Genomic DNA, 23197 nt, shown 5'->3' on the forward strand with positions numbered 1-23197 from the left:
CGGGGGGGCGCGGGGTGCGGGCGCGCGCGCCGCCCGCGGGCGCCCCCCCGCCCCCCCCCGCGGGCCCCCCCCCCCCCCCCCCCGCGCCGCACCGGCCACGGCGAGCTGTTCGACACCACGATGGTGTTCGAGAACTACCCCGTCGACATCGACACCGCGCCCGTGCTGGGCAACGGCGTGCGGATCACCGACTTCCAGGCCCGCGACGCCACGCACTACCCGATCAGCCTCGTCGGCCTGCCCGGCGAGCGGCTGGCGTTCCGCCTCGACTACCGGCCCGACGTGCTCACCCGCGCCACCGTGGCGCGGATGGGGGAGTGGCTGCGGACCGTGCTGCGGGCCATCGCGGCCGACCCGGACCGGCCGGTCAACGCGGTCGACCTGCTCGACGCCGACGAGCGCGACCGCATCCTGGTCGACTGGAACGCCACCGACCACCCGGTGGAACCGCTGCACCTGACCGCCCTGCTCGACCGCCAGGCCGCCGCCACCCCCGACGCGACCGCCGTGGTGCACGGCGCGGACCACCGCACCTACGCGGAGCTGCACGCCGACGCCAACCGCCTGGCCCGCCTGCTGGTCGAGCACGGCGCGGGACCGGAAAGCCTGGTCGCGGTGGCGCTCCCGCGCGGCACGCGCCTGGTCACGACGCTGCTCGCGGTGCTCAAGACCGGCGCGGGCTACCTGCCGCTCGACCCGGACCAGCCTGCCGAACGGCTCGCCGACATGCTCGGCGAGACCCGGCCCGCGGCGCTGCTCACCGACGCCGCCCTCGCGCCCCGCCTGGCCGCGCTCGACGTGCCGCGGCTCGTCCTGGACGACCTCGACGTGTCGTCCCGGTCCGGCGAGCCGCTGACCGACGCCGACCGGCGCTCGCCGTTGCGGCTGGAGCACGCCGCGTACGTCATCTACACCTCCGGCTCCACCGGCCGCCCCAAGGGCACGCTGGTCGAGCACCGCGCGGCGGTGAACTACCTCCAGTGGTCCGTCGACGCCTACCCGTCCGTGCGGTCCGGCGCGTTCCTGCACTCGCCCGTCACGTTCGACCTCACCGTCACCGGCCTGTACGCGCCGCTGATCTCCGGCGGCGCGGTGCACCTCGGCGACCTCGCCGACGACGGCATCGACCCGGCGAGCCCCACCGCGGCCGGTTTCGCGTTCCTCAAGGGCACGCCCAGCCACCTCTCCGTGCTGGACGTGCTGCCGGACGGCTACTCGCCCACCGCGGAACTGGTGCTGGGCGGCGAGCCGCTGCCCGGCGCGCAGCTCGACGTGTGGCGCAAGCGCCACCCCGGCGCGCGGGTGGTCAACGAGTACGGCCCCACCGAGACCACGGTCGGCTGCACGTCGCTGGCGATCGAGCCGGACGACGAGATCCCCGCCGAGGTGCTGTCGCTGGGCCGTCCGCTGTGGAACACGCAGGCGTACGTGCTGGACGACGCGCTGCGCCCGGTGCCGCCCGGCGTCGTCGGCGAGCTGTACATCGCGGGCGAGAACCTGGCCCGCGGCTACGTCGCCCGGCCCGGCCTGACCTCGGGCCGGTTCGTCGCCAACCCGTACGGCCCCGCCGGGTCGCGCATGTACCGCACCGGCGACCTGGCGCGCTGGGGCGAGAACGGCGACCTGCTGTTCGCCGGACGTGCCGACGACCAGGTGAAGATCCGCGGCTACCGGGTCGAGCTGGGCGAGATCGAGTCCGTGCTGTCGCGCCACCCCGCCACCGGCCCGGTCGGCGTGGTCGTGCGCGAGGACCAGCCCGGCGACCAGCGGCTCGTGGCCTACGTCGTGCCCGCCGAGGGCCACGACTTCGACCCGGTCGCGCTGCACGCCCACGTCGCCGCCGCGGTGCCCGACTACATGGTGCCGTCGGCGTTCGTGCGGCTGGACGCGTTGCCGTTGACCACGAACGGCAAGCTCGACCGCCGCGCCCTGCCCGCGCCCGACGTGGTCGGCGGCACCGCCGCCACCGGCCGCGCGCCGCGCAACTTCACCGAGGAAGTGCTGGTCGGCGTGTTCGCCACGGTGCTGAACCTGCCCTCGGTCGGCGTGGAGGACAGCTTCTTCGACCTCGGCGGCCACTCGCTGCTCGCCACCCGCCTGGTCAGCCGCGTCCGGTCCGTGCTGGACGTGGAGCTGTCCATCCGCTCGGTGTTCGAGGCGCCCACGCCCGCCGCGCTGGCCGCCCTGGCCGAACGCGCCCGCGGCACCCGCCGCGACGTCGAGGTGCTGCCTCGCCCGGACGTGCTGCCCCTGTCGTACGCCCAGCGGCGGCTGTGGTTCCTCGACCGCCTGGAGGAGGCGGCGGGCATGTACAACGTGCCGCTGCCGCTGCGCCTGACCGGGCGGCTGGACCGCGACGCGCTGGTCGCCGCGTTCGGCGACGTCGCGGCGCGGCACGAGTCGTTGCGCACCACGTTCCCGGAGGTGGGCGGCGAACCGCGCCAGCACGTGCTGGACGCGGTGGCCGTGCCGGTGGCGCACGTGGAGCTGGACGAGGACGACCTGCCCGCCGCCCTGGCCGAGGCGATGGCGCACCGGTTCGACCTGGCCGCCGAGCCGCCGTTCCGGGTGTGGTTGTTCGAACTCGCGCCGGACGAGCACGTGGTGCTGTTCCTGGTGCACCACATCGCCGGCGACGGCTGGTCCCTGACGCCGCTGCTGCGCGACCTCGGCGCGGCCTACCGCGCCCGCCTGGCCGGCGCGGCCCCGGACCTGCCGCCGTTGCCGTTGCAGTACGCGGACTACACGCTGTGGCAGCGGCGCGTGCTCGGGTCCGACGAGGAGGAGGGCAGCGAACTCGCCGCCCAGGTGGAGTACTGGCGCACGCGGCTGGCCGGCCTGCCCGAGGTGCTGGAGCTGCCGACGGACCGGCCGCGCCCGGCCGTGGCGTCGTACCGGGGCGGGCGCGTGCCGGTGCGGCTGGACGCCGACACGCACGCCAGGCTCGTGGCCCTGGCCCGGCAGACCCGCACGACCGTGTTCATGGTGTTGCAGGCCGCGGTGGCGGCGTTGCTGACGCGGTTGGGCGCGGGCACGGACGTCCCGCTGGGCACGGCGGTGGCCGGGCGTTCGGACGAGGTGCTGGACGACCTGGTCGGGTTCTTCGTGAACACGTTGGTGCTGCGGACCGACACGTCCGGGGATCCGACGTTCAAGGAGTTGCTGGAGCGGGTGCGGCAGACGGACCTGGCCGCGCTGGCGCACCAGGACGTGCCGTTCGAGCGCCTGGTGGAGGTGCTCAACCCGCGCCGTTCGCTGGCGCGGCACCCGCTGTTCCAGGTGATGCTCGTGCTCCAGAACACGCCCGAGGCGGACCTGGACCTGCCCGACCTGGCCATCGACCTCGAGGAGGTGCCCGGCGGCGCGGCGAAGTTCGACCTGCTGCTGGACCTGCGCGAGACCCACGACCAGGCGGGCCGCCCGGCCGGTGTGGAAGGCGACCTCGAACACGCCCTCGACCTGTTCGACGCGCCGACCGCCCGCGCCCTCGCGCGCCGCCTGGTGCGGTTGCTTGAGACCGTGGTCGCGGACCCGGCGGTCCGCCTCGGCGAGGTGGACGTGCTGGACCCCGCGGAGCGGGAACGCGTGTTGCGCACGTGGAACGACACGGCGCGGGACGTGCCCGGCGTGTTCGTGGAGCAGCTGGTCGCGCGGCAGGCGGCCCGCACGCCGGACGCGGTGGCGGTGGTCGGCCCGGACCGGACGCTGACCTACGCGGAGCTGGACGCGCGGGCCGACCGGCTCGCGGTGCTGCTGGTGGAGCGGGGGGTGCGGCCGGAGACCCTGGTCGCCGTCTCGCTGCCGCGCACGACCGACGCGGTGGTGGCGTTGCTCGCGGTGCTGCGGGCGGGCGGCGGGTACGTGCCGCTCGACCCGGGGCACCCGGCGGAGCGGGTGGCGTTCGTGCTGGACGACACGCGCCCGGTGTGCGTGCTGGCCGACAGCACGACGGCGGACCGCCTGACCACCGCCCTGTCCCGCCTGGACCCGGCCCCGGCCGACGGGATGGCCGCCAACGGCACCGCCGCCAACGGCACCGCCGCCAACGGGAGCGCCGCCAACGGGTTCGCGGTCAACGGGATCGCCGCCGACGGCAGCCCGGCCGACCACGAGATCGGCACCGCCGCCGCTCTCGCCACCGAGCCCGCCGCCCACCACGGCGTCGCCGCCGGGTCCGGCCGGGCGGGCGGTCTGCTCGCCGGGCGGCTCGTGCTGCTGGACGACCCCGCCGTCGCCGAACGCCTCGCCTGGCCCGTCACGCCCCCGACCCCGGAGGTGCACGGCGGGTCGCTCGCCTACGTCATCCACACCTCGGGCTCCACGGGCCGGCCCAAGGGCGTGGCCGTCACCCGGCACGGCATGGCGAACCTCGTCGCCTGGGCCGCCGACCACTTCACCGCCGAAGAACTCTCCTCGGTCCTCCTGGCCACCTCCCTCAACTTCGACGTGTCCGTCTTCGAGCTGTTCACCCCGCTCGTCGTGGGCGGCCGGGTGGAGGTCGTGGAGAACCTCACCACGCTGGTCGAGCGCGGCGGGTGGACGGGCGGGCTCGTCAGCGGCGTGCCGTCGGTCTTCGCCCAGGTCCTCGCGGCGGGCGTCGAGCTGGACGCCCGCGCCGTCGTGCTGGCCGGCGAAGGGCTGCCCGCGAGCGTCTACAACGACGTCCGCGCCGCCCTGCCCACCGCCCGGATCGACAACATCTACGGCCCGACCGAGGCCACCGTCTACACGCTCCAGTGGGGCACCACCTCGCCCGAGCCCCTCGACGGGCCCGCGCCCACCGGTCGTCCACTGTGGAACACCCGGGCGTACGTCCTCGACGCCGCGCTGCGGCCCGTGCCGCCCGGCACGGCCGGCGAGCTGTACCTGGCGGGCGAGAGCCTGGCCCGCGGCTACGTCGGGCGGGCGGCGCTGACCGCCGAGCGGTTCGTCGCCGACCCGTTCGGCCGGGGCGGGCGGCTCTACCGCACCGGCGACCTGGTGCGCTGGAGCGCGGACGGGCAGCTCGACTACCTCGGCCGCTCGGACGACCAGGTGAAGCTGCGCGGCTTCCGGATCGAGCTGGGCGAGGTCGAGGCCGCGCTGACCCGGCACGCCGACGTGGACCGCGCCGCCGTCGTCGTCCGCGAGGACCGGCCGGGGGACAAGCGCCTGGTCGGCTACGTCGTGCCGGTGACCGGCCGCGCCGTCGACCCGGCCGCCGTGCTCGACGCGGCGCGGACGACCCTGCCCGCCTACATGGTGCCCGCCGCGCTCGTCGTGCTCGACGCGTTCCCGTTGAACGCCAACGGCAAGCTCGACCGCCGGGCACTGCCCGCGCCGGACGTCGCGGCGGTCGGCGACGCCGCGCCCCGCACCCCCGCCGAGGAGGTGCTGTGCGCGGTGTTCGCGGACGTGCTCGGCCTGGAGCGGGTCGGCGTGGACGACGGGTTCTTCGACCTGGGCGGCCACTCGCTGCTCGCCACCCGGCTGGTCAGCCAGGTGCGCGAGGCGATGGGCGTGGAACTGCCGCTGCGTGCGGTGTTCGAGGCGCCGACGCCCGCGCTGCTGGCCGCCCGCGCCACCGCCGCCGGCGCCGCGCGCCGGGGCGTCACCCGCGCCGAACGGCCCGAGGTGGTGCCGCTGTCGTTCGCCCAGCGTCGGCTGTGGTTCCTCGACCGGCTGGAGGACGCGGGCGGGATGTACAACATCCCGATCGCGCTGCGATTGTCCGGCGACCTGGACGTGACCGCGCTGCGCGCGGCGCTCGGCGACGTGCTGGCCCGCCACGAGTCGCTGCGCACGGTGTTCCCCGACGCCGACGGCACGCCGCGCCAGCTCGTGATCCCGGCCGCCGAGGCCGACGAGATGCTGACCCGCGCGTTCAGCGCCCGCACCACCGGGGCCGACGTGCTGCGGGACCGCCTGGACGAGGCGGCGGCGTGCACCTTCGACCTGTCCCGCGAGCTGCCGCTGAAGGTCTGGCTGTTCGAGCTGTCGCCCTCCGAGCACGTGCTGCTGCTCGTGCTGCACCACATCGCGGGCGACGGCTGGTCGTTCACGCCGCTGACCCGCGACCTCGGCCACGCCTACCGCGCCCGCCTCGCCGGGCAGGCGCCCGAGCTGCCGGAACTGCCCGTGCAGTACGCGGACTACGCGTTGTGGCAGACCGACGTGCTGGGCGAGGACGACGACCCGGACTCGGCCGGCGCGGCGCAGCTCGCGTACTGGCGGCAGCAGCTCGACGGCATCCCCGACGCGCTCGCGCTGCCCGCCGACCGGCGGCGGCCCGCCGTCGCCTCGCACCGGGGCGGCCTGGTGCCGTGGCGCGTGGACGCCGACCTGCACGCCGACCTCCTCGCGCTGGCCCGCCGGTCCGGCACGAGCCTGTTCATGGTGCTCCAGGCGGCGATCTCGGCGTTGCTGACCCGGATGGGCGCGGGCGAGGACGTGGTCCTCGGCACGGCCGTCGCGGGCCGCACCGACGCCGCGCTGGAGGACCTGGTCGGGTTCTTCGTGAACACGCTCGTGCTGCGCACGGACACCTCCGGCGACCCGGCGTTCGAGGAGCTGCTGGGCCGGGTGCGGCAGACCGACCTGGCCGCGTTCGCGCACCAGGACCTGCCGTTCGACCGGCTCGTGGACGCGCTCAACCCGGAGCGCTCGGTGGCGCGGCACCCGCTGTTCCAGGTGATGCTGGTGCTCCAGAACGCGCCCGAGGCGGACCTGGAGCTGCCCGGCCTGCGGCTCGACCTCGTGGAACTCGGCGAGGGGCCCGCGAAGTTCGACCTGTCGTTCGACCTCGGCGAGGCGCACCGGGACGGCGGGCCCGCGGGGCTGGAGGGCACGATCCAGTTCGCCACCGACCTGTTCGACCGCGCCACGGTCGAGGCGTTGGGCGCGCGGCTCACCCGCGTGCTGCGGGCCGTGGCCGCGGACGCCGCCACGCCGGTCAGCGCCCTGCCGGTGCTCGGCGACGACGAGCGCCGCCTGGTCCTGGACGAGTGGGGACGGCGGCCCGCGCCGGGGGAGCGGGACACCGTCGTGGACCGGTTCCGGGCGCAGGTGGCGCGGGCGCCGCGGGCCGTGGCGCTGGTCGACGGCGACCGCGAGCTGACCTACGCCGAGGTGGACGCCCGCGCCGCGGCGCTCGCCCACCACCTGGTCGCGGTCGGCGTGCGGCCCGAGACCCGGGTCGCCGTGCTCGCCCGGCGCTCCGCCGAGCGGGTCGTGGCCACCCTCGCCGTGCTGTACGCCGGGGGCGCGTACGTGCCGCTGCACGACGGCAACCCCGCCGAGCGGCACAACCTGATCCTCGCCGACACCTCGGCCGCGGTCCTGCTCACCGACCGCGCCGACCTGCCGGCGGGCCTGGCCGCGCCCGCGCACGTGGTGGACCTCGCCGCCCCGCTGCCGCCCGCGCCGGCCGCCGACCTGCCGGCGCCGCACCCCGACCGGCTCGCCTACGTGATCCACACCTCGGGCTCGACCGGCGTGCCGAAGGGCGCGGCGGTCACCCACGCCAACGTGGTGGAGCTGGCCACCGACCCGATCTTCACCACGGGCGCGCACCACCGCGTCCTCGTGCACTCGTCCTCCGCGTTCGACGCCAGCACCTACGAGATGTGGGTGCCGCTGCTCAACGGCGGCACCGCGGTCGTGGACTCGCCGGACGAGCTGGACATCGCCGGCCTGGCCGCGGCGATCCGCCGGCACGGCGTGACCGCGCTGTGGCTCACCGCCGGCCTGTTCCGGGTGGTCGCGGAGGAGGCGCCGGACTCGCTGGCCGGCCTGCGCGAGGTGTGGGCGGGCGGTGACGTGGTGCCCGAGCACGCCGTGGCGGCCGTGCGCCGGGCGTGCCCGGACCTGGTGCTGGTCAACGGCTACGGCCCCACCGAGACCACCACCTTCGCGTCGCGCCACGCGGTGCTGCCCGGCGACGTGGTCGCGGGTCCGCTGCCGATCGGCGGCCCGATGGCGGGCACCGCGCTGCGCGTGCTGGACGAAAGGTTGCGGCCCGTGCCGCCGGGCGTGACGGGCGAGCTGTACGTGGCGGGTGGCAAGGTGTCGCGCGGCTACCTGGACCGACCGGGCCTGACCGCCGAGCGGTTCGTGCCCGACCCGCACGGCGCGCCCGGCGACCGCCTGTACCGCACGGGCGACCTCGCCCGCTGGTCCCGGGACGGCCGGCTGGAGTTCGTCGGCCGCACCGACGGCCAGGTGAAGCTGCGCGGCTTCCGCATCGAGCCGGGCGAGGTCGAGGCCGCGCTGACCGGGCGGGCGGGCGTGCGGGACGCGGCCGTCGTGCTGCGGGAGGACCGGCCCGGCGAACGCCGCCTGGTCGCCTACCTCGTCGGCGACGACGTGGACGTGGCCGCCGCGCGGGCCGCCGCCGTCGCCGCGCTGCCGGACTACTCGGTCCCGTCGGCGTTCGTGGTGCTGCCCGAGCTGCCGCTGACGGTCAACGGCAAGCTCGACCGCCGCGCCCTGCCCGCGCCGCGCCGGGACGCCGCGCCGGTCGCCGCCGTGCCGCGCACGGCCGTGGAGGAGGCCCTGGCGGCCGTGTTCGCCGACGTGCTCGGCGTGGACCGGGTCGGCCTGGACGACGGGTTCTTCGACCTGGGCGGCGACAGCATCATGTCGATCCAGCTCGTCAGCCGCGCCCGCACGGCCGGCTGGGTGCTCACCCCGCGCGACGTCTTCGAGCTGAAGTCCGTCCGCCGCCTCGCCGAGGTCGCCACCCCGCTCGCCGAGCAGGCCGACGACGACGTGGCCGACCGCGACGGCGTCGGGCCGGTGCCGCTGATGCCGATCGTGGAGTGGCTGCGGGCGGGCGGCGGCCCGGTGGACGGGTTCAACCAGTCGCACCTGGTCGCCACGCCCGCCGGGCTCACCACCCGGCACCTGGTGGACGCGCTGGCGGCCGTGCTCGACCACCACGACGCCCTGCGCGCCCGGCTGCGCCGCGACGGGACCGCGTGGTCGCTGGAGGTGCTGCCGCACGGCGCGGTGCGGGCCGAGGAGCACGTGGCACGCGTGGACGTCGCCGGCCTGGCCGACGACGCGCTCGCGGCCGTGGTCGCCGAGCGCACCGAGGCCGCCCGGCGCGCCCTGCGCCCGGACGACGCGGTCATGGTGCGCCTGGTCTGGTTCGACGCCGGGCCGGACGCGCCGGGCCGGCTGCTCGTGCTGGCGCACCACCTGGTCGTGGACGGCGTGTCGTGGCGGGTCCTGCTGCCCGACCTCGCCTCCGCCGCGACCGCGGCACGCCTGGGCGTGGCGCCCGAGTTGCCGCCGGTGCGCACGTCGTGGCGGCGCTGGGCCACCCGCCTCGCCGAGGCCGCGACCGAGCCGCGCTGGGCCGAGCAGATGCCGCACTGGCTGGCCACCGCCGACACGGCCCAGCCCGCGCTGTCGGCCCGGCCGCTCGACCCCCGCCGCGACACGCTCGCCACCGCGCGCACGACCGTGGTCGAGATCGACCCGGACGTGACCGCGGCGCTGCTGACGACCGCGCCCGCCGCGTTCCGCGTCAGCGTGGACGACGTGCTGCTCACCGGGTTCGGCCTGGCCGTCCGCGAGTGGCTGACCCGGCGCGGCGAACGGCTGCCGGACGCGCTGCTGGTGGACCGCGAGGGCCACGGCCGGCACGAGGACGCCGTCGCGCCCGGCCTGGACCTGTCCCGCACGGTCGGCTGGTTCACCAACCTCTACCCGGTGCGGGTGGACGTGCCGCCGCTGCCGTGGGCCGACGTGGTCGCGGCGGGCGAACCGGTCGGCGCGGCGCTCAAGCGGGTCAAGGAAGGGCTGCGCGCGGTGCCCGACCACGGTCTGGGCTACGGCCTGCTGCGCCACCTCAACCCGGACACCGCGGGCAAGCTCGCCGCCTGCCCGGCGCCGCAGATCGGGTTCAACTACCTCGGTCGCACGAGCGTGGGCGCGACCGGCCGGGACTGGACCCCGCTGAGCGACGCCGGCGGCGCGGTCGGCGACGACGGCCTGCCCTTCGCGCACGTGCTGGAGGTCAACGCCTTCACCGAGGACCGGGCCGACGGGCCGCGGCTGGTCGCCGCGCTGTCCTGGCCCGCCGCCCTGCTGGACGAGCCGGACGTGGCCGTGCTCGGGCGCCTGTGGCGGGACGCGCTGGCCGCGCTCGCCGCGCACGCCCGCGACCCGCGCGCCGGCGGCCTCACGCCCTCCGACGTGGCGCTGGTCCCCCTGTCGCAGAAGAACATCGACCGCTTGGAGGCCATGATGAGGAAGGCAGGCCGGTCATGAGTGGACGGCTCGTGGGCGAACCCCGCATCGAGGACATCCTCCCGCTGGCCCCGTTGCAGCAGGGCCTGCTGTTCCACGCCCTGCACGACACCGACGGCCTCGACTTCTACACCGTCCAGGTGGCCGTGGACCTCTACGGCGAGCTGGGCGTGGACGCGCTGCGCGACGCCGTGGAGGCGCTCGTGCGGCGGCACGCGGGGCTGCGGTCGGTGTTCGTCCACGAAGGACTCGACCAGCCCGTGCAGGTCGTGCTCGACCACGTCGAGGTGCCGTGGGAGGTGGTGGACTGCTCCGCGCTGACCGTCGCCGAGGCGGAGGCGCGGTTCGCCGCCCGCTACGACGCCGACCGGCTGCGCCGCTTCGCGCTGCACGAGGACGTGCTCCTGCGGTGCGTGCTATTCAAGATGCCGTTCAAGGACTTCCGGCTCGGCCTCACTCTGCACCACATCGTGGTCGACGGCTGGTCGCTGCCGGTGCTGCTGGACGAGCTGTTCGAGCTGTACGACCGGCACGGCGACGAATCCGGCATGCCGGCCGTCGCGCCGTACCGCGACTACCTGACCTGGCTGGACGCGCGCGACCACGAGGTTTCGCGCAAGGCGTGGGACGCGGTGCTGCACGGCGTGGTGGAGCCGACGCTGGTCGGCGGTCCCGGCCGACCGGGGGAGCAGGCCCCGCCGGCGCAGCTGCGGGTGAAGCTCGGCGAGGAGCTGACGGGCCGGCTGTCCGACCTGGCCCGCGACCGCGGCTGGACGGTCAACACCGTCGTGCAGGCCGCGTGGGGACTCGTGCTCGGCGCCCACACCGGCCGCACCGACGTGCTGTTCGGCGGCACGGTGTCCGGCCGCCCGCCGGAGCTGCCCGGCGTGGAGCGCATGATCGGCCTGTTCATCAACACGCTGCCGGTGCGGGTGAGCTGGTCGCCCGACGACACCGCCGCCGAGCTGCTGGACGCGCTGCAGTCGCAGCAGACCGGCCTGATGGAGCACCAGCACGTCGGCCTGGCCGACCTCCAGGGCCGGGTCGGGCGCGGACCGCTGTTCGACACGACCCTGGTGTTCGAGAACTACCCGGCGGGCGACGACGACAACACCGAGCTGGCCGGCGGCGCGTTCCTGATCGACGTCGAGGCCCGGGACGCCACGCACTACCCCGTGACGCTGATCGGCGTGCCCGGCCAGAACCTCGCGTTCCGGCTGGACCACCGGCCCGACCTGGTGGACGCGGCCACGGCCCGCCGCCTGTCCACCTGGCTGGTGCGCGTGCTGACCGGGCTGGTCGAGCACCCCGACCGGCCCCTGGCCGCCCTCACGCCGCTGGACGACGCCGACCGCGAGCGCGTGCTGCGCACGTGGAACGACACCGCCGCGCCGGTCGAGGACGTCACCCTGACCGACCTGCTGGACCGGCAGGCGGCCGGCTCGCCGCACGCCACCGCCGTCGTCGACCACCACCGGACCCTGGACTACGCCGCTCTGCACGCCGACGCCGACCACCTGGCCCGCCGCCTCGTGGCGGCCGGCGCGGGACCGGACGCGCTGGTGGCCGTGTCGCTGCCGCGGTCGGCCGACCTGGTCGTGGCGCTGCTGGCGGTGCTCAAGTCCGGCGCGGCCTACCTGCCGCTGGACACCGACCTCCCGGCCCGCCGCCGCGAGGTGCTGCTGGCCGGCGCGCGGCCGGTGTGCGTGGTGACCGACGACCCTGCGGCGTTCCCCGACCTGCCGGCCCTGGCCGTGCGCGACGCGGGTCCGGCGCCGGACGTGACCGCGCGCCGGGCCGCGCCGGACGACCTGGCCTACGTCATCCACACCTCCGGCTCCACCGGCACGCCCAAGGGCGTCGGCGTGCCGCACCGCGGCATCGTGAACCGGCTGCTGTGGATGCAGGACCGCTACCGCCTCGACGCCGACGACCGCGTGCTGCTCAAGACGCCCTACACGTTCGACGTGTCGGTCTGGGAGTTCTTCTGGCCGCTGATCACCGGCGCCGCGATCGTGGTCGCCAAGCCGGACGGCCACCGCGACCCCGCGTACCTCGCGCGCACGATCAACGACCACGGCGTGACGACCGTCCACTTCGTGCCGTCCATGTTGGACGTCTTCCTGGCCGAGCCGACCGCGTCCGCGTGCCCGACCCTGCGGCGGGTGGTGTGCAGCGGCGAGGCGCTGCTCCCGGCGACCCGGGACCGGTTCCTGGCCACGCACGCCGCCGAGCTGCACAACCTCTACGGCCCCACCGAGGCGTCGGTGGACGTCACGTCGTGGCAGTGCGACGCGGACGACCCGCGCGTGCCCATCGGCAGGCCGGTCTGGAACACCCGCGCGTACGTGCTGGACGCCCGGCTCGCGCCGGTGCCGCCCGGCGCGCCCGGCGAGCTGTACCTGGCGGGCGTGCAACTGGCGCGGGGCTACGTCGGCCGGCCCGACATCACCGCGACCCGGTTCGTCGCCGACCCGTACGGTCCTCCCGGCTCGCGCCTGTACCGCACCGGCGACCTGGCGCGCTGGGACGACGACGGCGCGCTGGCGTACCTCGGACGCGCGGACGACCAGGTGAAGCTGCGCGGCGTCCGGGTGGAGCTGGGCGAGGTGGAGGCCGCCGTCGCCCGGTGCGCGGGCGTGGCGCACGCGGCCGTCGCGGTGCGCGAGGACGTGCCCGGCGACCAGCGGCTCGCCGCGTACTACGTGCCCGGGGCCGGCGCCGAGCCGGACCCGGACGCGCTGCGCGACCAGGTCGCCGCCGAGCTGCCCGCGCACCTCGTGCCCGGCACGTTCACCGCGCTGTCCGCGCTGCCGCTCAACGCCAACGGCAAGCTCGACCGCCGCGCCCTGCCCGCGCCCCGGACCGCCGCGACCGCCGGACGCGCGCCGCGCAGCCTCACCGAGGACCTGCTGTGCCGCCTGTTCGCCGAGGTGCTGCGGGTGGACGCGTTCGACCCCGACCGCGGGTTCTTCGCGGCCGGCGGCCACTCGCTGCTCGCGGTCACGCTCGCCGACCGGGTGCGCGCCCGGTTCGGGGCCGACGTGACCGTGCGGACGCTGTTCGAGTCGCCGAGCCCCGCCGAACTGGCCCGCCGCCTCGACGGCGACCCCCGCGCGGACGGCGTGGACGCGCTGGGCCCGCTGCTGCCGCTGCGCGCCGGCGGTGACGCGCCGCCGCTGTTCTGCCTGCACCCGGCGTCGGGCCTGTCCTGGTGCTACACCGGGCTGCTCGGCGCGCTGGACCCCGACATGCCGCTCTACGGCCTCCAGGCCGACCTCGCCGTCGGCGACCCCGGCACGATCACCCAGCAGGCCGCCCGGTTCGTCGGCCACATCCGCTCGGTCGCGCCGCACGGCCCGTACCGGCTGCTCGGCTGGTCGATGGGCGGGCACCTCGCGCACGAGGCCGCCGTCCTGCTCCAGGACGAGGGCGAGCAGGTCGAGCTGCTGGCCGTGCTGGACTCCTACCCCCGCGCGCGCACGGCCCCGATGACCACCGAAGAGGTGTTCGCCGACGCGTTCGCCGGCACCGGCCTGAGCCCGGACGACCTCGCCACCCCCGAGGGCCACGCCCGCGCCGTCGCCGTGGTGCGCGGCGAGCTGGGCGGCTACGACGAGACCACCGACGACCTCGCCCGCGCCGTCCTGGACACCTACCTGGCCAACGGGCGCGCCCTGTCCGCCCACACCCCGCGCCGCTTCGCCGGCGACCTGCTGTTCTTCCGCGCCGCCGACGCCGCCGACCACCCGGACCGCGACCCGGACCGGTGGCGGCCGCACGTCACCGGCGCGATCCGCGTGCACGACGTGCCCGCACCCCACGAGGAGATGACTCGTCAAGACGTCCTTGACGAGGTCGCCAAGGCGGTCGACGCCGCCCTGGCGACGCCGCGAACCGAAGGAGACCCGCGATGAGCACCAACCCGTTCGAGGACGAGAACGGCACCTACTTCGTGCTGGTCAACGACGAGAACCAGCACTCGCTGTGGCCCCACTTCATCCCCGTGCCCGACGGCTGGCGCGTGGTGTTCGGCGAGGCGGGCCGCCAGGAGTGCCTCGACCACGTGGAGGCCAACTGGACCGACATGCGCCCCAAGAGCCTCGTCGACGCCATGGGCGCCTGAGCAGACCCGTCTACCACAAGGAGGTGCGGATGGCGGCCACGACCACCGCCGACCGCTGGCTGCGCACGCGCACGCCCCGGCCGTCGGCCGCCGTGACGCTCGTGTGCCTGCCCCACGCGGGCGGGTCGGCGAGCTACTACCGCGACTGGGGGGCACGGCTGCCCGCCTCGGTCGAGGTGCGCGTGGTGCAGTACCCGGGCCGGGAGGAACGCCTGGTCGACGCGCCGATCGACGACATGGCGGCCATGGCCGATGTGCTGGCCGACGTGCTCGCGCCGCTGTTCGACCGGCCCGTGGTGCTGTTCGGGCACAGCATGGGCGCGGCCATCGCCTACGAGGTGACCCGGCGCTGCGAGGACCGCGGCCGGCCGCCGGCGCTGCTCGTGGCCTCGGGGTTCGCCGCACCGCACCGCCGCACGCCGCGCGACCTGCACGCGCGGGACGACGACGCGCTGGTCGCCGAGATCACCCGCGTGTCCGGCGACGACGCCACCGCGCTGGCCGACCCGGACCTGCGGGAGCTGCTGCTGCCGACGATCCGCGCCGACTACCGGCTCATCGAGCGGTACGCGCCCGCCGCGCCCACGCCCGTGGCCACGCCGCTCGTGGTCTACCGCGGCGACGCCGACCCCGACGTCGACCACGACCGCGGCGAGGCGTGGCGCGACCTGGCCGCCTCCGGGGCGGTGCGCGAGCACCGCGCGTTCCCCGGCGGCCACTTCTACTTCCGGCACGACCCGACCGCCCTGCTCGGGGCGATCTCCGCACACCTCGGGCGGGTCCGCCCGGTGACGACCCACTAAGGGTGAGGGACATGTTGTTGGTGAAGGACGACACGCTGACCACCGCCACGCTCGACGCCGACGAGCACGCGTGGCTCGACCGGATCGCCCGCGACCTGCTGGACGTGGCGGGCGGGCGCGTGGACAGCCCCGAGTGGGTGGCCGCCGCGCGCCGGGCCTGGGAGGACGCGCCCGCGAGCCTGCGGCACACGCTCAAGGAGTTCCGCCGCGACTCCGGCACCGGCGGCGCGCTGCTGCTGCGCAACCTGCCGGTGGACGAGGAGAACCTGCCGGAGACGCCGAAGGCCGAGGGGTCGGTGGTGCGCGAGGCGACGGTCTCCGCCGCCGTCCTCGTGCTCGTGGCGCACGGGCTGGGCGACCCCGGCGCGTTCCGGGCGGAGAAGTCCGGCGCGCTCGTGCAGAACGTGGTGCCCGTGCCCGGCAAGGAGGAGGTGCAGGGCAACGTCGGCTCGGTGCACCTGACCTTCCACACCGAGAACGCCTTCCACCAGCACCGGCCCGACTTCGTGCTGCTGGTGTGCGTGCGCCCGGACCACGAGCGGGTGGCCGAGCTGCGGCTGGTCTGCTCGCGGCAGGTGCTGCCGAAGCTCGGCGAGCAGGCCCGCGCGGCGCTGTCGTCGGCCGAGTTCGTCACCGCGCCCCCGCCCTCCTTCGGCACGACGTCGGGGGAGGTGCCGCCGCGCGCCGTGCTGCACGGCGACCCGGACGACCCCGACCTGTGCGTAGACCAGGCGGCCACCAAGCCCGTCACCGAGCGGGCGGTCGCCGCGATGGCCGAGCTGGGCGAGCTGTTCGACAACTCGTTCAACGGGCTGCGGCTGGCCGCGGGCGACCTGGCGATCGTGGACAACCGGGTCACCGTGCACGGCCGGTCGGCGTTCACCCCGCGCTACGACGGCGCGGACCGCTGGTTGCAGCGCACCTTCGTGTTCGCCGACCTGCGCCGCTCCCGGGGCCACCGCCCCGGCGACGGCTACGTGCTGGAGAGCTGAGCCGTGGACCTGCTGAAGGGCAAGACCCTGCTCGTCACCGGCGTCCTCACGCCGACGTCCATCGCCTACCACGTGGCGCGCCTGGCGCAGGAGGAGGGCGCGCACGTCGTCCTCACCGCCTACGGCCGGGTGCGCCTCGTGGAACGGCTCGCGCAGCGGCTGCCGTCGCCCGCGCCCGTGGTCGAGCTGGACGTCACGGACGCCGACCACCTCGCCTCGCTGCCCGAGCGCGTCGGCGCGCACGCCGACCACATCGACGGCGTGCTGCACTCCGTCGCCTACGCGCCGGCCGGCGCGCTCGGCGGCAACTTCCTCACCGCGGCGTGGGACGACGTGGCGCCCGCGCTGCACGTCTCCGCCTACTCCTTGCAGTCCCTCGTGCGGGCCGTGCGGCCGATGATGGGCCGGGGCGGCTCGGTGGTGGGCCTGGACTTCGACGCCTCGCAGGCGTACGCCGAGTACGACTGGATGGGCGTGGCGAAGGCCGCGCTGGAGTCCTGCTCCCGCTACCTCGCGTCCTACCTGGGCCGCGACGGCATCCGGGTCAACCTGGTCGCTGCCGGGCCGCTGCGCACCACCGCCGCCATCGCCATCGGGCCGGGCGGCGACGAGGCCGCCCGCCGGGAAGGGCTGCGGTGGCACGGCAAGGCTCCGCTCGGGTGGGACGACCAGGAGTTCACCCCTGTGGCGCGGGCGTGCGTGGCGCTGCTGTCGGACTGGTTCCCCGCGACCACCGGCGAGATCGTCCACGTCGACGGCGGCGCGCACGTGATCGGGGACCGGCCCGGCGTCCCCGTCGCGGCGCCGCCGCCGGCGGGGTCGTGACCGTGGCCGGCCGCGGCGCGGAACGGGTCGTCCCGGGGACTCCCGGTGCGGGCGGCGCGTTCGATCCTGTTCCCGCCCCGAACCCCGGTCGGGGCGGACGACCGCACGGAGGAGCAACGGTGACCGCAGCCGTCGAGGCGCGTGGCGTCGTCAAGTCGTACCAGGCGCACCGCGCCCTCGACGGCGTGGACCTGACCGTCCCCACCGGGACGGTGCTCGGGCTGTTGGGCCCGAACGGCGCCGGCAAGACCACCATGGTCCGGGTGTTGACGACGCTGTTGCGGCCGGACGCGGGCGACATCCGCGTCGCCGGCTACGACGTCGTCGCCCAGTCGGCCGACGTGCGCCGCTCGATCGGCCTGTCCGGGCAGTACGCGGCCGTGGACGAGAGCCTGACCGGGTACGAGAACCTGTACCTGGTCGGCAGGCTGTACGGCTTCAAGGCCGCCGCCGCGCGGGCCCGCGCCCGGGAGCTGCTGGCGCTGTTCCGGCTGGAGCACGCCGCGTCGCGGCTGCTGCGCACCTACTCCGGCGGCATGCGCCGCCGGCTGGACCTGGCGGGCGCGCTGGTCGCCCGGCCGCCGGTCGTCGTGCTGGACGAGCCGACCACGGGCCTGGACCCGCGGTCCCGGTTGGACACCTGGGAGATGGTCCGGCGGCTGGTGGACGACGGCGCGTCCGTGCTGCTCACCACGCAGTACCTGGAGGAGGCCGACCAGCTCGCCGACTCGATCGTGGTGATCGACCGCGGCCGGGTGGTCGAGCGCGGCACGTCGGACGAGCTGAAGGCCCGCGTCGGCAGCGAGCGGCTGGAGATCGTCGTCGCCGAGCGCGCCGACCTGCCGGAGCTGACCCGCGTGCTGACCGAGGTCGGCGCGGCCGAGCCGGTGGTGGACGACCACCTGCGACGGGCCCACGTGCTCGTGCACGTCGGCCCGAAGACGCTGGTGGAGGCGTTGAAGCGGCTCGACGCGGCGGACGTGCGGGTGCTCGACGTGTCGCTGCACCGGCCCAAGCTGGACGACGTGTTCCTGATGCTGACCGAGCGCGGCGCCGACGACCGGGAGGACTCGTGACCGTGGTGGCCAAGGTCGCCGTCGACGGCTGGATGATCGCCTGGCGCAACCTGCTGCACGTGCGGCGCAGCGTCGACTGGGCGTTCGCCGCGGTGGTGCAGCCGGTGATGTTCGTGCTGCTGTTCGGGTTCGTCTTCGGCGGCCTGCTCGGCGGCGCGGCGTACCGCGAGTACCTGCTGGCGGGCATCCTGGTGCAGACGCTGGCGTTCAACTCCGCGTTCACCGTGCTCGGCCTGGCGACGGACCTGCGCAAGGGGTTCATCGACCGGCTGCGGTCCCTGCCGATGTCCGGGGTGTCGGTGCTGGTCGGCCGCACGCTGTCGGACCTCGCGGTGAGCGGTGTCGCGATGCTGGTGACGTGCCTGTGCGGCCTGCTCATCGGCTGGCGGGTGCGGGGCAGCTTCCTCGACGCGGTGCTCGCGTTCCTGGTGCTGCTGGTGTTCGCGTTCGCCATGTCGTGGATCGGGGCGCTGATCGGGCTGATCTCGCCGAGCCCGGAGGCCGCGCAGAGCGCCGGCCTGATCTGGCTGACCCCGCTGACGTTCGTGTCCTCCGGCTTCGTGCCCGAGGAGTCCATGCCCGGACCGCTGCGGGTGATCGCCGAGTGGAACCCGCTGACCGCCGTCATCAACGCGGTGCGGGAGCTGTTCGGCAACACCGTGCCGGGCCTGAACGTGGTGTCCGGCTCCTGGCCCGACGACCACGCGCTGGCGTACGCGTGGCTGGCGTCCCTGCTCATCGTGGCGGTGTTCGTGCCGCTGAGCATGCGGGCCTACCGCCGGGTGGCGTCCCGGTGACCAGGGGTAGGTGGGACGGGCGCCCGACCCACCTACCGCGCGGCGGCCAGGGGAGGCCGCCGTGTCCCGGTCGACGTCACCGCCGCCGGGTGGCGAACATCGACCGGTACACCGCCGTGATGACGAAGATCAGCGCACCGACCATCGCCACCGTGATCGCGACGTTCACGACGTCGGACACCTTGCCGCCGATGAAGTACTGCTTGATCAGGTTGGCGCCGACGATCAGGACCACGTACACCCACCACGGGGCCCACCGACCGTCGTTGACCTTGCCCTCAGCCACTTGTCCTCCTCGCCGGGCGCGGGCACACCCTCAGCACAGTTCCTTGATTTTCGCGGCGCCCTCGGAGATGTCCTGGGCGTTGTCCGACAACAGCTGCCGAGCCGCGGTCAACACCTTGCCGGCACGCGACGATTCGTCCATGTTCCCGGCGATGTCGTCGATGACGCCCGCCAATGTCTTCGCCGCTTCGCTCTTCCCGTCCGGACCGGCGGCCACCCACCCGTTCGCGACGTGGCACAACAATGTCGTCCTGCCGTCGTCGGTGGTGTTGTCCGCGGAGGTCGGCTCGGCTCCCGGCCGGCACGCGACCAACGCGAAGGCCGACACCACCGCCAGTGCTACCGCCACGCTTTTCATGGTGACATCCGCTCCTTCCGGTGTGGTCGGCGGGCCGCGCGCCTGCCGTGACACCATCGTCGCGAACACGCCGGGTCGGCGGCATCGGCGGTCGGAGCGATCATGGATCATCACTTCGGCCGATGCGGGGCGCACGGTGCTGTGCTGTGATCGCGCGGTGCACGCCGGAATAAGCCGCGTCGTGTCCGGCCTGCGGAAGCTGCCGGACTGGCAGCACGACGCGCTCATCGTGATCAGCTCCCTGCTGGTCGGCTCGGTGTTGTTCGCGACCGGCCTGTACCCGTTGTTCAACTTCGACGACCGGGTGCCGATGTGGGTGCGGCTGCTGCTGTTCGGCGGCATCTGCGCGGTGGAGGGCTTCCGCCGCCGCGCGCCCGGCACCTCGCTGGCCGTGGGCACCGCGTTCCTGCTGGTGGACTGCGTCATCGGGGTCAGCACGCCGACGCTGGTCGTGTACGCCGACCTGCTCTACGCGGCCACCCTCTACGGGCCGCGCCGGCTCAGCCGCGACATGGTGCCCATCGCCGTGCTGACCTCGATCAGCACGATCACCGCCACCGTGCTGCTGGTGCCCGGCTGGCGCGCCACCGTGCTGGCCGCGTTCGCCGTACTGCCGTTCCTGCTGATCCCGGTGTGGTGGGCGACGAACGTCCGGCAGCACCAGCGGATGGCCGAGGTGGAGCGCGCGAACGCCCGGCAGCTCGCCAAGATCGCGCAGCTCGACCGGACCGCGGCGGTGGCCGCCGAACGCGCCCACATGGCCCGTGACCTGCACGACGTGATCGCCGGGCACCTGTCCGCGATCGCCATCCAGGCCGAGGCCGCGCTGTCGTTGAAGGACGACGACCCGATGACGCGAGTGGTCCTCAAATCCGTGCGCGAGAACAGCGTGAGCGCGCTGGAGGAGATGCGTGCCATGATCAACCTGCTGCGCGCGGACGTGACCGACCCGGACGAGCCCACCGCGCCCGCCCGGCTCGCCCAGCTGTCCAAGCTCATCGAGTCGGCGCAGGCCGGCGGGATGAGCTTGGACGTGCGGGTGGACTACGACGACACCGAACCGCTGCCCGCGGCCGTGGACCTGACCGCGTACCGGATCGCCCAGGAGGCGCTGACCAACGCCATGAAGCACGCACCCCGCACGAACGTCGTCCTGGACCTGCGCCGCACCGACACCGAGCTGGTGCTGGAGGTGGTGAACGAGCTGCGGCAGGGCGCCGCCGGGGAAGGGCTGGGCACCGGCCTGCTCAACATGCAGGAACGCGTCGCCGCCGTCGGCGGCACGCTCACCGCGGGACCGTCGGACGGCGCGTGGCGGGTCCGCGCGGTGCTGCCGCTGCCCGAGGTGGAGCGGTGAGCATCCGGGTGCTGGTAGTGGACGACCACGCGGCCGTCCGCGCGGGCCTGGTGCTGATCCTGGGCAACGCCGAGGGCATCGAGGTGGTCGGCGAGGCGGGTGACGGCGCGACCGCCATCCGGCAGGCGAAGGCGCTGCGCCCGGACGTGGTGCTGATGGACATCCGCATGCCCGGACTGGACGGCATCGCCGCGACCAAGGCGCTGCACGGCGACGGCGTGGCCCAGGTGCTCGTGCTGACCACGTTCGACCTGGACGAGTACGTGTTCGCCGCGCTGCGCGCCGGCGCCGCGGGCTTCCTGCTGAAGTCGGTGGACGCGCCGCGGCTGGTGGAGGCGGTGCGGCTGGTCGCGGCGGGCGAGAACGTGCTGGGCCCGGAGATCACCCGCAAGCTGATCAAGGCGTACGCGGAGGCGCCGGCGAAGGTGCAGCCGGCCGTCGACAGCCGGCTGGAGCAGCTGACCGAGCGGGAGCTGGACGTGCTGCGCTGCCTCGGGCGCGGGCTGTCGAACGCGCAGATCGCGGAGGAGCTGTTCATCAGCGGCGCGACCGCGAAGACCCACGTGTCGCGCATCCTCACCAAGCTGGAGCTGCGCTCGCGCGTGCAGGCGGCGATCTACGCCCAGGAGAACGACCTGGTGTGACCGCTCACCAGCCCAGCGCGCCGCCGCCGGTGACGGGGATGGTCGCGCCGGTCACGTAGGTCGAGCCCGCGACCCAGCGCACCACCTCGGCGATCTCCTCCGCCCGGGCGAGGCGGCCCAGCGGCACCTGGTCGACCAGCGCCTGCCGCTGCCGGTCGGTCAGCACGGCCACCATGTCGGTGTCCACGGGACCGGGCGCGACGACGTTGATCCGCACCCCGCGCCGCCCGTACTCCAGCGCCACCGACCGCGCGAACCCCTCCAACGCCGCCTTGGCCGCCGCGTAGTTCGCCTGACCGGGGGAGCCGGCCCGCGCGGAGGCGGACGAGACGAGCACGATCGACCCGGTGCGCGCCTTGGCCATGGCGGGCAGGACCCGCTGCACGACGCGGAACGTGCCGAGCTGCGTGACCTCGATGATCTCGCGGTAGTGCTCCTCGGGCATGCGGGCGAGCAGCCCGTCCCGGGTGAGGCCCGCGTTCAGCACGACGACCTCCGGCGCGCCCTGGTGCTCGGTCACCTCGGCGACCGCGTCCGCGACCCGGCTCGCGTCGGGGTCGGCGAGGTCGAGCTTGACCGGGAGCACGCCGTCGACGGGCACGCCGGAACCGCGGTGCGTGCCCGCCACCCGGTCGCCGGCCCGCAGGAACTCCCGCGCCACCGCCGCCCCGATGCCCCGGCTCGCGCCCACGACGAGCACCGATCGTCCGGTCACACCGCCACCTCCGCCCACGCTCCCGGGTGTTGCGCTGATGCCGTGCCCCGCGGCCCGACCGCCGGTTCCGCCGCGGCCCCGGGTCGGCCGCCACCACCACTCGTGGTCCCGGGTCGCCCGCTCATGCCGCCAGCTCCACCACGGCCTCGCCGCGCGCCACCGCGACGCCGTCGTCCCGGGTTGCCACGACCTGCACCTTCGCGCACGGCGTGCCGTCGACCACGGTCACCGACGTCACCTTCCCGGTGCACGTGACCCGCGCCCCGAGCGGCGTCGGCGCGGTGAACCGCGTCTTGAACGACCGCAGCGGCCCCGCCGCGGGCCACGCCGTGACCAGCCGGCCCAGGTGCGCCATGACGAGCATCCCGTGCGCCACGACCCCGTCCAGCCCGCCCCGCCGCGCCGCCGCGTCGTCCAGGTGCACCGGGTTGTCGTCACCCGACGCGGCCGCGAAGTCCCGGAGCCCTTCGGCGGTGATCGGGGGCACCTCGGCCGCCGGCAGCCGGTCCCCGACCGCGACCCCGTTCACGCGACCTCCTTGTCCTCGATCACGAGCACCTGGCGCAAATCCACCACGTGCTCGTCACCGCGGCGCACGACGCTGTCCTGCACGATGAACTCCAACCGCCCGTTCATCCTCCGGTAGACGTCGGCGACCACGCCCTCGAACCGCAACTCCTCACCGGCGTGCACGTTCCGGTGATAGGTGAAGGACTGTTCGGCGTGCAGCACGCGCAACGGGTCGAGCTCCATGTCGAGCAACAATTTCTCGCCGCGCGCCTCGAGTTCCAACCCGAACAGCATCGTCGGCGGCAGCACCACGTCCGGAAAACCGGCCGCGCGCGCCGCGTCGACGTCCACGTGCACGGCCCGGTTCTCGCCGATGGCCCGCGCGAATGCGATCACCCGTTCCCGCGGCACCCGCAGCACGACCGGGTCGAGCTTTTTTCCCACGAACTCCGGATCCACCACCGGGAAACCGT

15 protein-coding genes are annotated in these 23197 nt (G+C 75.1%); 10 read left to right on the forward strand and 5 right to left on the reverse strand.

The window, feature by feature from the left end:
• From ACFXGA_RS13150 to ACFXGA_RS13185, 8 genes are all read left to right on the forward strand, one after another.
• The coding region (locus tag ACFXGA_RS13150; protein WP_378087356.1) for an amino acid adenylation domain-containing protein at positions 1-10257 on the forward strand (10257 nt) is incomplete at its 5' end.
• Positions 10254-14153: an amino acid adenylation domain-containing protein gene (locus tag ACFXGA_RS13155; protein ID WP_378087358.1), complete on the forward strand. Its 3900-nt coding sequence runs from the start codon at positions 10254-10256 to the stop codon at positions 14151-14153. The genes ACFXGA_RS13150 and ACFXGA_RS13155, both read left to right, overlap by 4 nt.
• Positions 14150-14362: an MbtH family protein gene (locus ACFXGA_RS13160; RefSeq protein WP_378087360.1), complete on the forward strand. Its 213-nt coding sequence runs from the start codon at positions 14150-14152 to the stop codon at positions 14360-14362. Before ACFXGA_RS13155 ends, ACFXGA_RS13160 begins: the two co-directional genes overlap by 4 nt.
• Positions 14363-14391: 29 nt before the next feature.
• Entirely contained in the window at positions 14392-15165 is a 774-nt protein-coding gene (locus tag ACFXGA_RS13165) for a thioesterase II family protein (protein WP_378087362.1), read from the forward strand.
• An 11-nt stretch (positions 15166-15176) separates the two neighbouring features.
• Positions 15177-16157: a TauD/TfdA family dioxygenase gene (locus ACFXGA_RS13170; protein WP_378087364.1), complete on the forward strand. Its 981-nt coding sequence runs from the start codon at positions 15177-15179 to the stop codon at positions 16155-16157.
• Positions 16158-16160: 3 nt separating this feature from the next.
• Positions 16161-16982 (forward strand): enoyl-ACP reductase FabI, encoded by an 822-nt coding sequence (gene fabI, locus ACFXGA_RS13175; RefSeq protein ID WP_378087366.1) that lies wholly within the window; start codon positions 16161-16163, stop codon positions 16980-16982.
• A 119-nt stretch (positions 16983-17101) separates the two neighbouring features.
• Positions 17102-18058 carry an ATP-binding cassette domain-containing protein gene (locus tag ACFXGA_RS13180; protein WP_378087368.1) on the forward strand — a complete coding sequence of 319 codons (957 nt, stop codon included), beginning with the start codon at positions 17102-17104 and terminating at the stop codon, positions 18056-18058.
• Entirely contained in the window at positions 18055-18855 is an 801-nt protein-coding gene (locus ACFXGA_RS13185) for an ABC transporter permease (RefSeq protein WP_378087370.1), read from the forward strand. Before ACFXGA_RS13180 ends, ACFXGA_RS13185 begins: the two co-directional genes overlap by 4 nt.
• Before the next feature lie 76 nt (positions 18856-18931).
• Here the strand turns inward: ACFXGA_RS13185 and ACFXGA_RS13190 are convergent, their stop codons facing one another.
• Positions 18932-19141 (reverse strand): hypothetical protein, encoded by a 210-nt coding sequence (locus ACFXGA_RS13190; RefSeq protein WP_378087372.1) that lies wholly within the window; start codon positions 19139-19141, stop codon positions 18932-18934.
• Between the two features lie 30 nt (positions 19142-19171).
• The gene (locus ACFXGA_RS13195) at positions 19172-19633 is read right to left on the reverse strand and encodes a hypothetical protein (protein WP_378087374.1); all 462 of its coding nucleotides are present in this window, start codon (positions 19631-19633) and stop codon (positions 19172-19174) included.
• Between the two features lie 22 nt (positions 19634-19655).
• Between ACFXGA_RS13195 and ACFXGA_RS13200 the strand changes: the two genes are divergently transcribed.
• Together ACFXGA_RS13200 and ACFXGA_RS13205 are read left to right on the forward strand one after the other, a co-directional pair.
• On the forward strand, positions 19656-20855 hold the full coding sequence (locus ACFXGA_RS13200; RefSeq protein ID WP_378087376.1) for a sensor histidine kinase: 1200 nt from the start codon (positions 19656-19658) through the stop codon (positions 20853-20855).
• Entirely contained in the window at positions 20852-21499 is a 648-nt protein-coding gene (locus ACFXGA_RS13205) for a response regulator (protein ID WP_378087378.1), read from the forward strand. The genes ACFXGA_RS13200 and ACFXGA_RS13205 overlap by 4 nt, the downstream gene beginning before the upstream one ends.
• Positions 21500-21503: 4 nt before the next feature.
• Here the strand turns inward: ACFXGA_RS13205 and ACFXGA_RS13210 are convergent, their stop codons facing one another.
• The 3 genes from ACFXGA_RS13210 to ACFXGA_RS13220 all read right to left on the reverse strand — a co-directional run bounded on the left by ACFXGA_RS13210 (position 21504) and on the right by ACFXGA_RS13220 (position 23186).
• Positions 21504-22214: an SDR family oxidoreductase gene (locus tag ACFXGA_RS13210; protein WP_378087380.1), complete on the reverse strand. Its 711-nt coding sequence runs from the start codon at positions 22212-22214 to the stop codon at positions 21504-21506.
• Between the two features lie 121 nt (positions 22215-22335).
• Entirely contained in the window at positions 22336-22743 is a 408-nt protein-coding gene (locus tag ACFXGA_RS13215) for a MaoC/PaaZ C-terminal domain-containing protein (RefSeq protein WP_378087382.1), read from the reverse strand.
• On the reverse strand, positions 22740-23186 hold the full coding sequence (locus tag ACFXGA_RS13220) for a MaoC family dehydratase N-terminal domain-containing protein (RefSeq protein WP_378087384.1): 447 nt from the start codon (positions 23184-23186) through the stop codon (positions 22740-22742). The genes ACFXGA_RS13215 and ACFXGA_RS13220 overlap by 4 nt, the downstream gene beginning before the upstream one ends.
• Positions 23187-23197: the final 11 nt, after the last annotated feature.

Source organism: Actinosynnema sp. NPDC059335 (assembly GCF_042752395.1).
In the GTDB taxonomy this organism is placed as follows: domain Bacteria; phylum Actinomycetota; class Actinomycetes; order Mycobacteriales; family Pseudonocardiaceae; genus Actinosynnema.

Coding starts and splice junctions, on each gene's coding strand:
- ACFXGA_RS13160 (WP_378087360.1), top strand. CDS start 14,150: ATGAGCACCAACCCGTTCGAGGACGAGAACGGCACCTACTTCGTGCTG.
- ACFXGA_RS13165 (WP_378087362.1), top strand. CDS start 14,392: ATGGCGGCCACGACCACCGCCGACCGCTGGCTGCGCACGCGCACGCCC.
- ACFXGA_RS13170 (WP_378087364.1), top strand. CDS start 15,177: ATGTTGTTGGTGAAGGACGACACGCTGACCACCGCCACGCTCGACGCC.
- ACFXGA_RS13155 (WP_378087358.1), top strand. CDS start 10,254: ATGAGTGGACGGCTCGTGGGCGAACCCCGCATCGAGGACATCCTCCCG.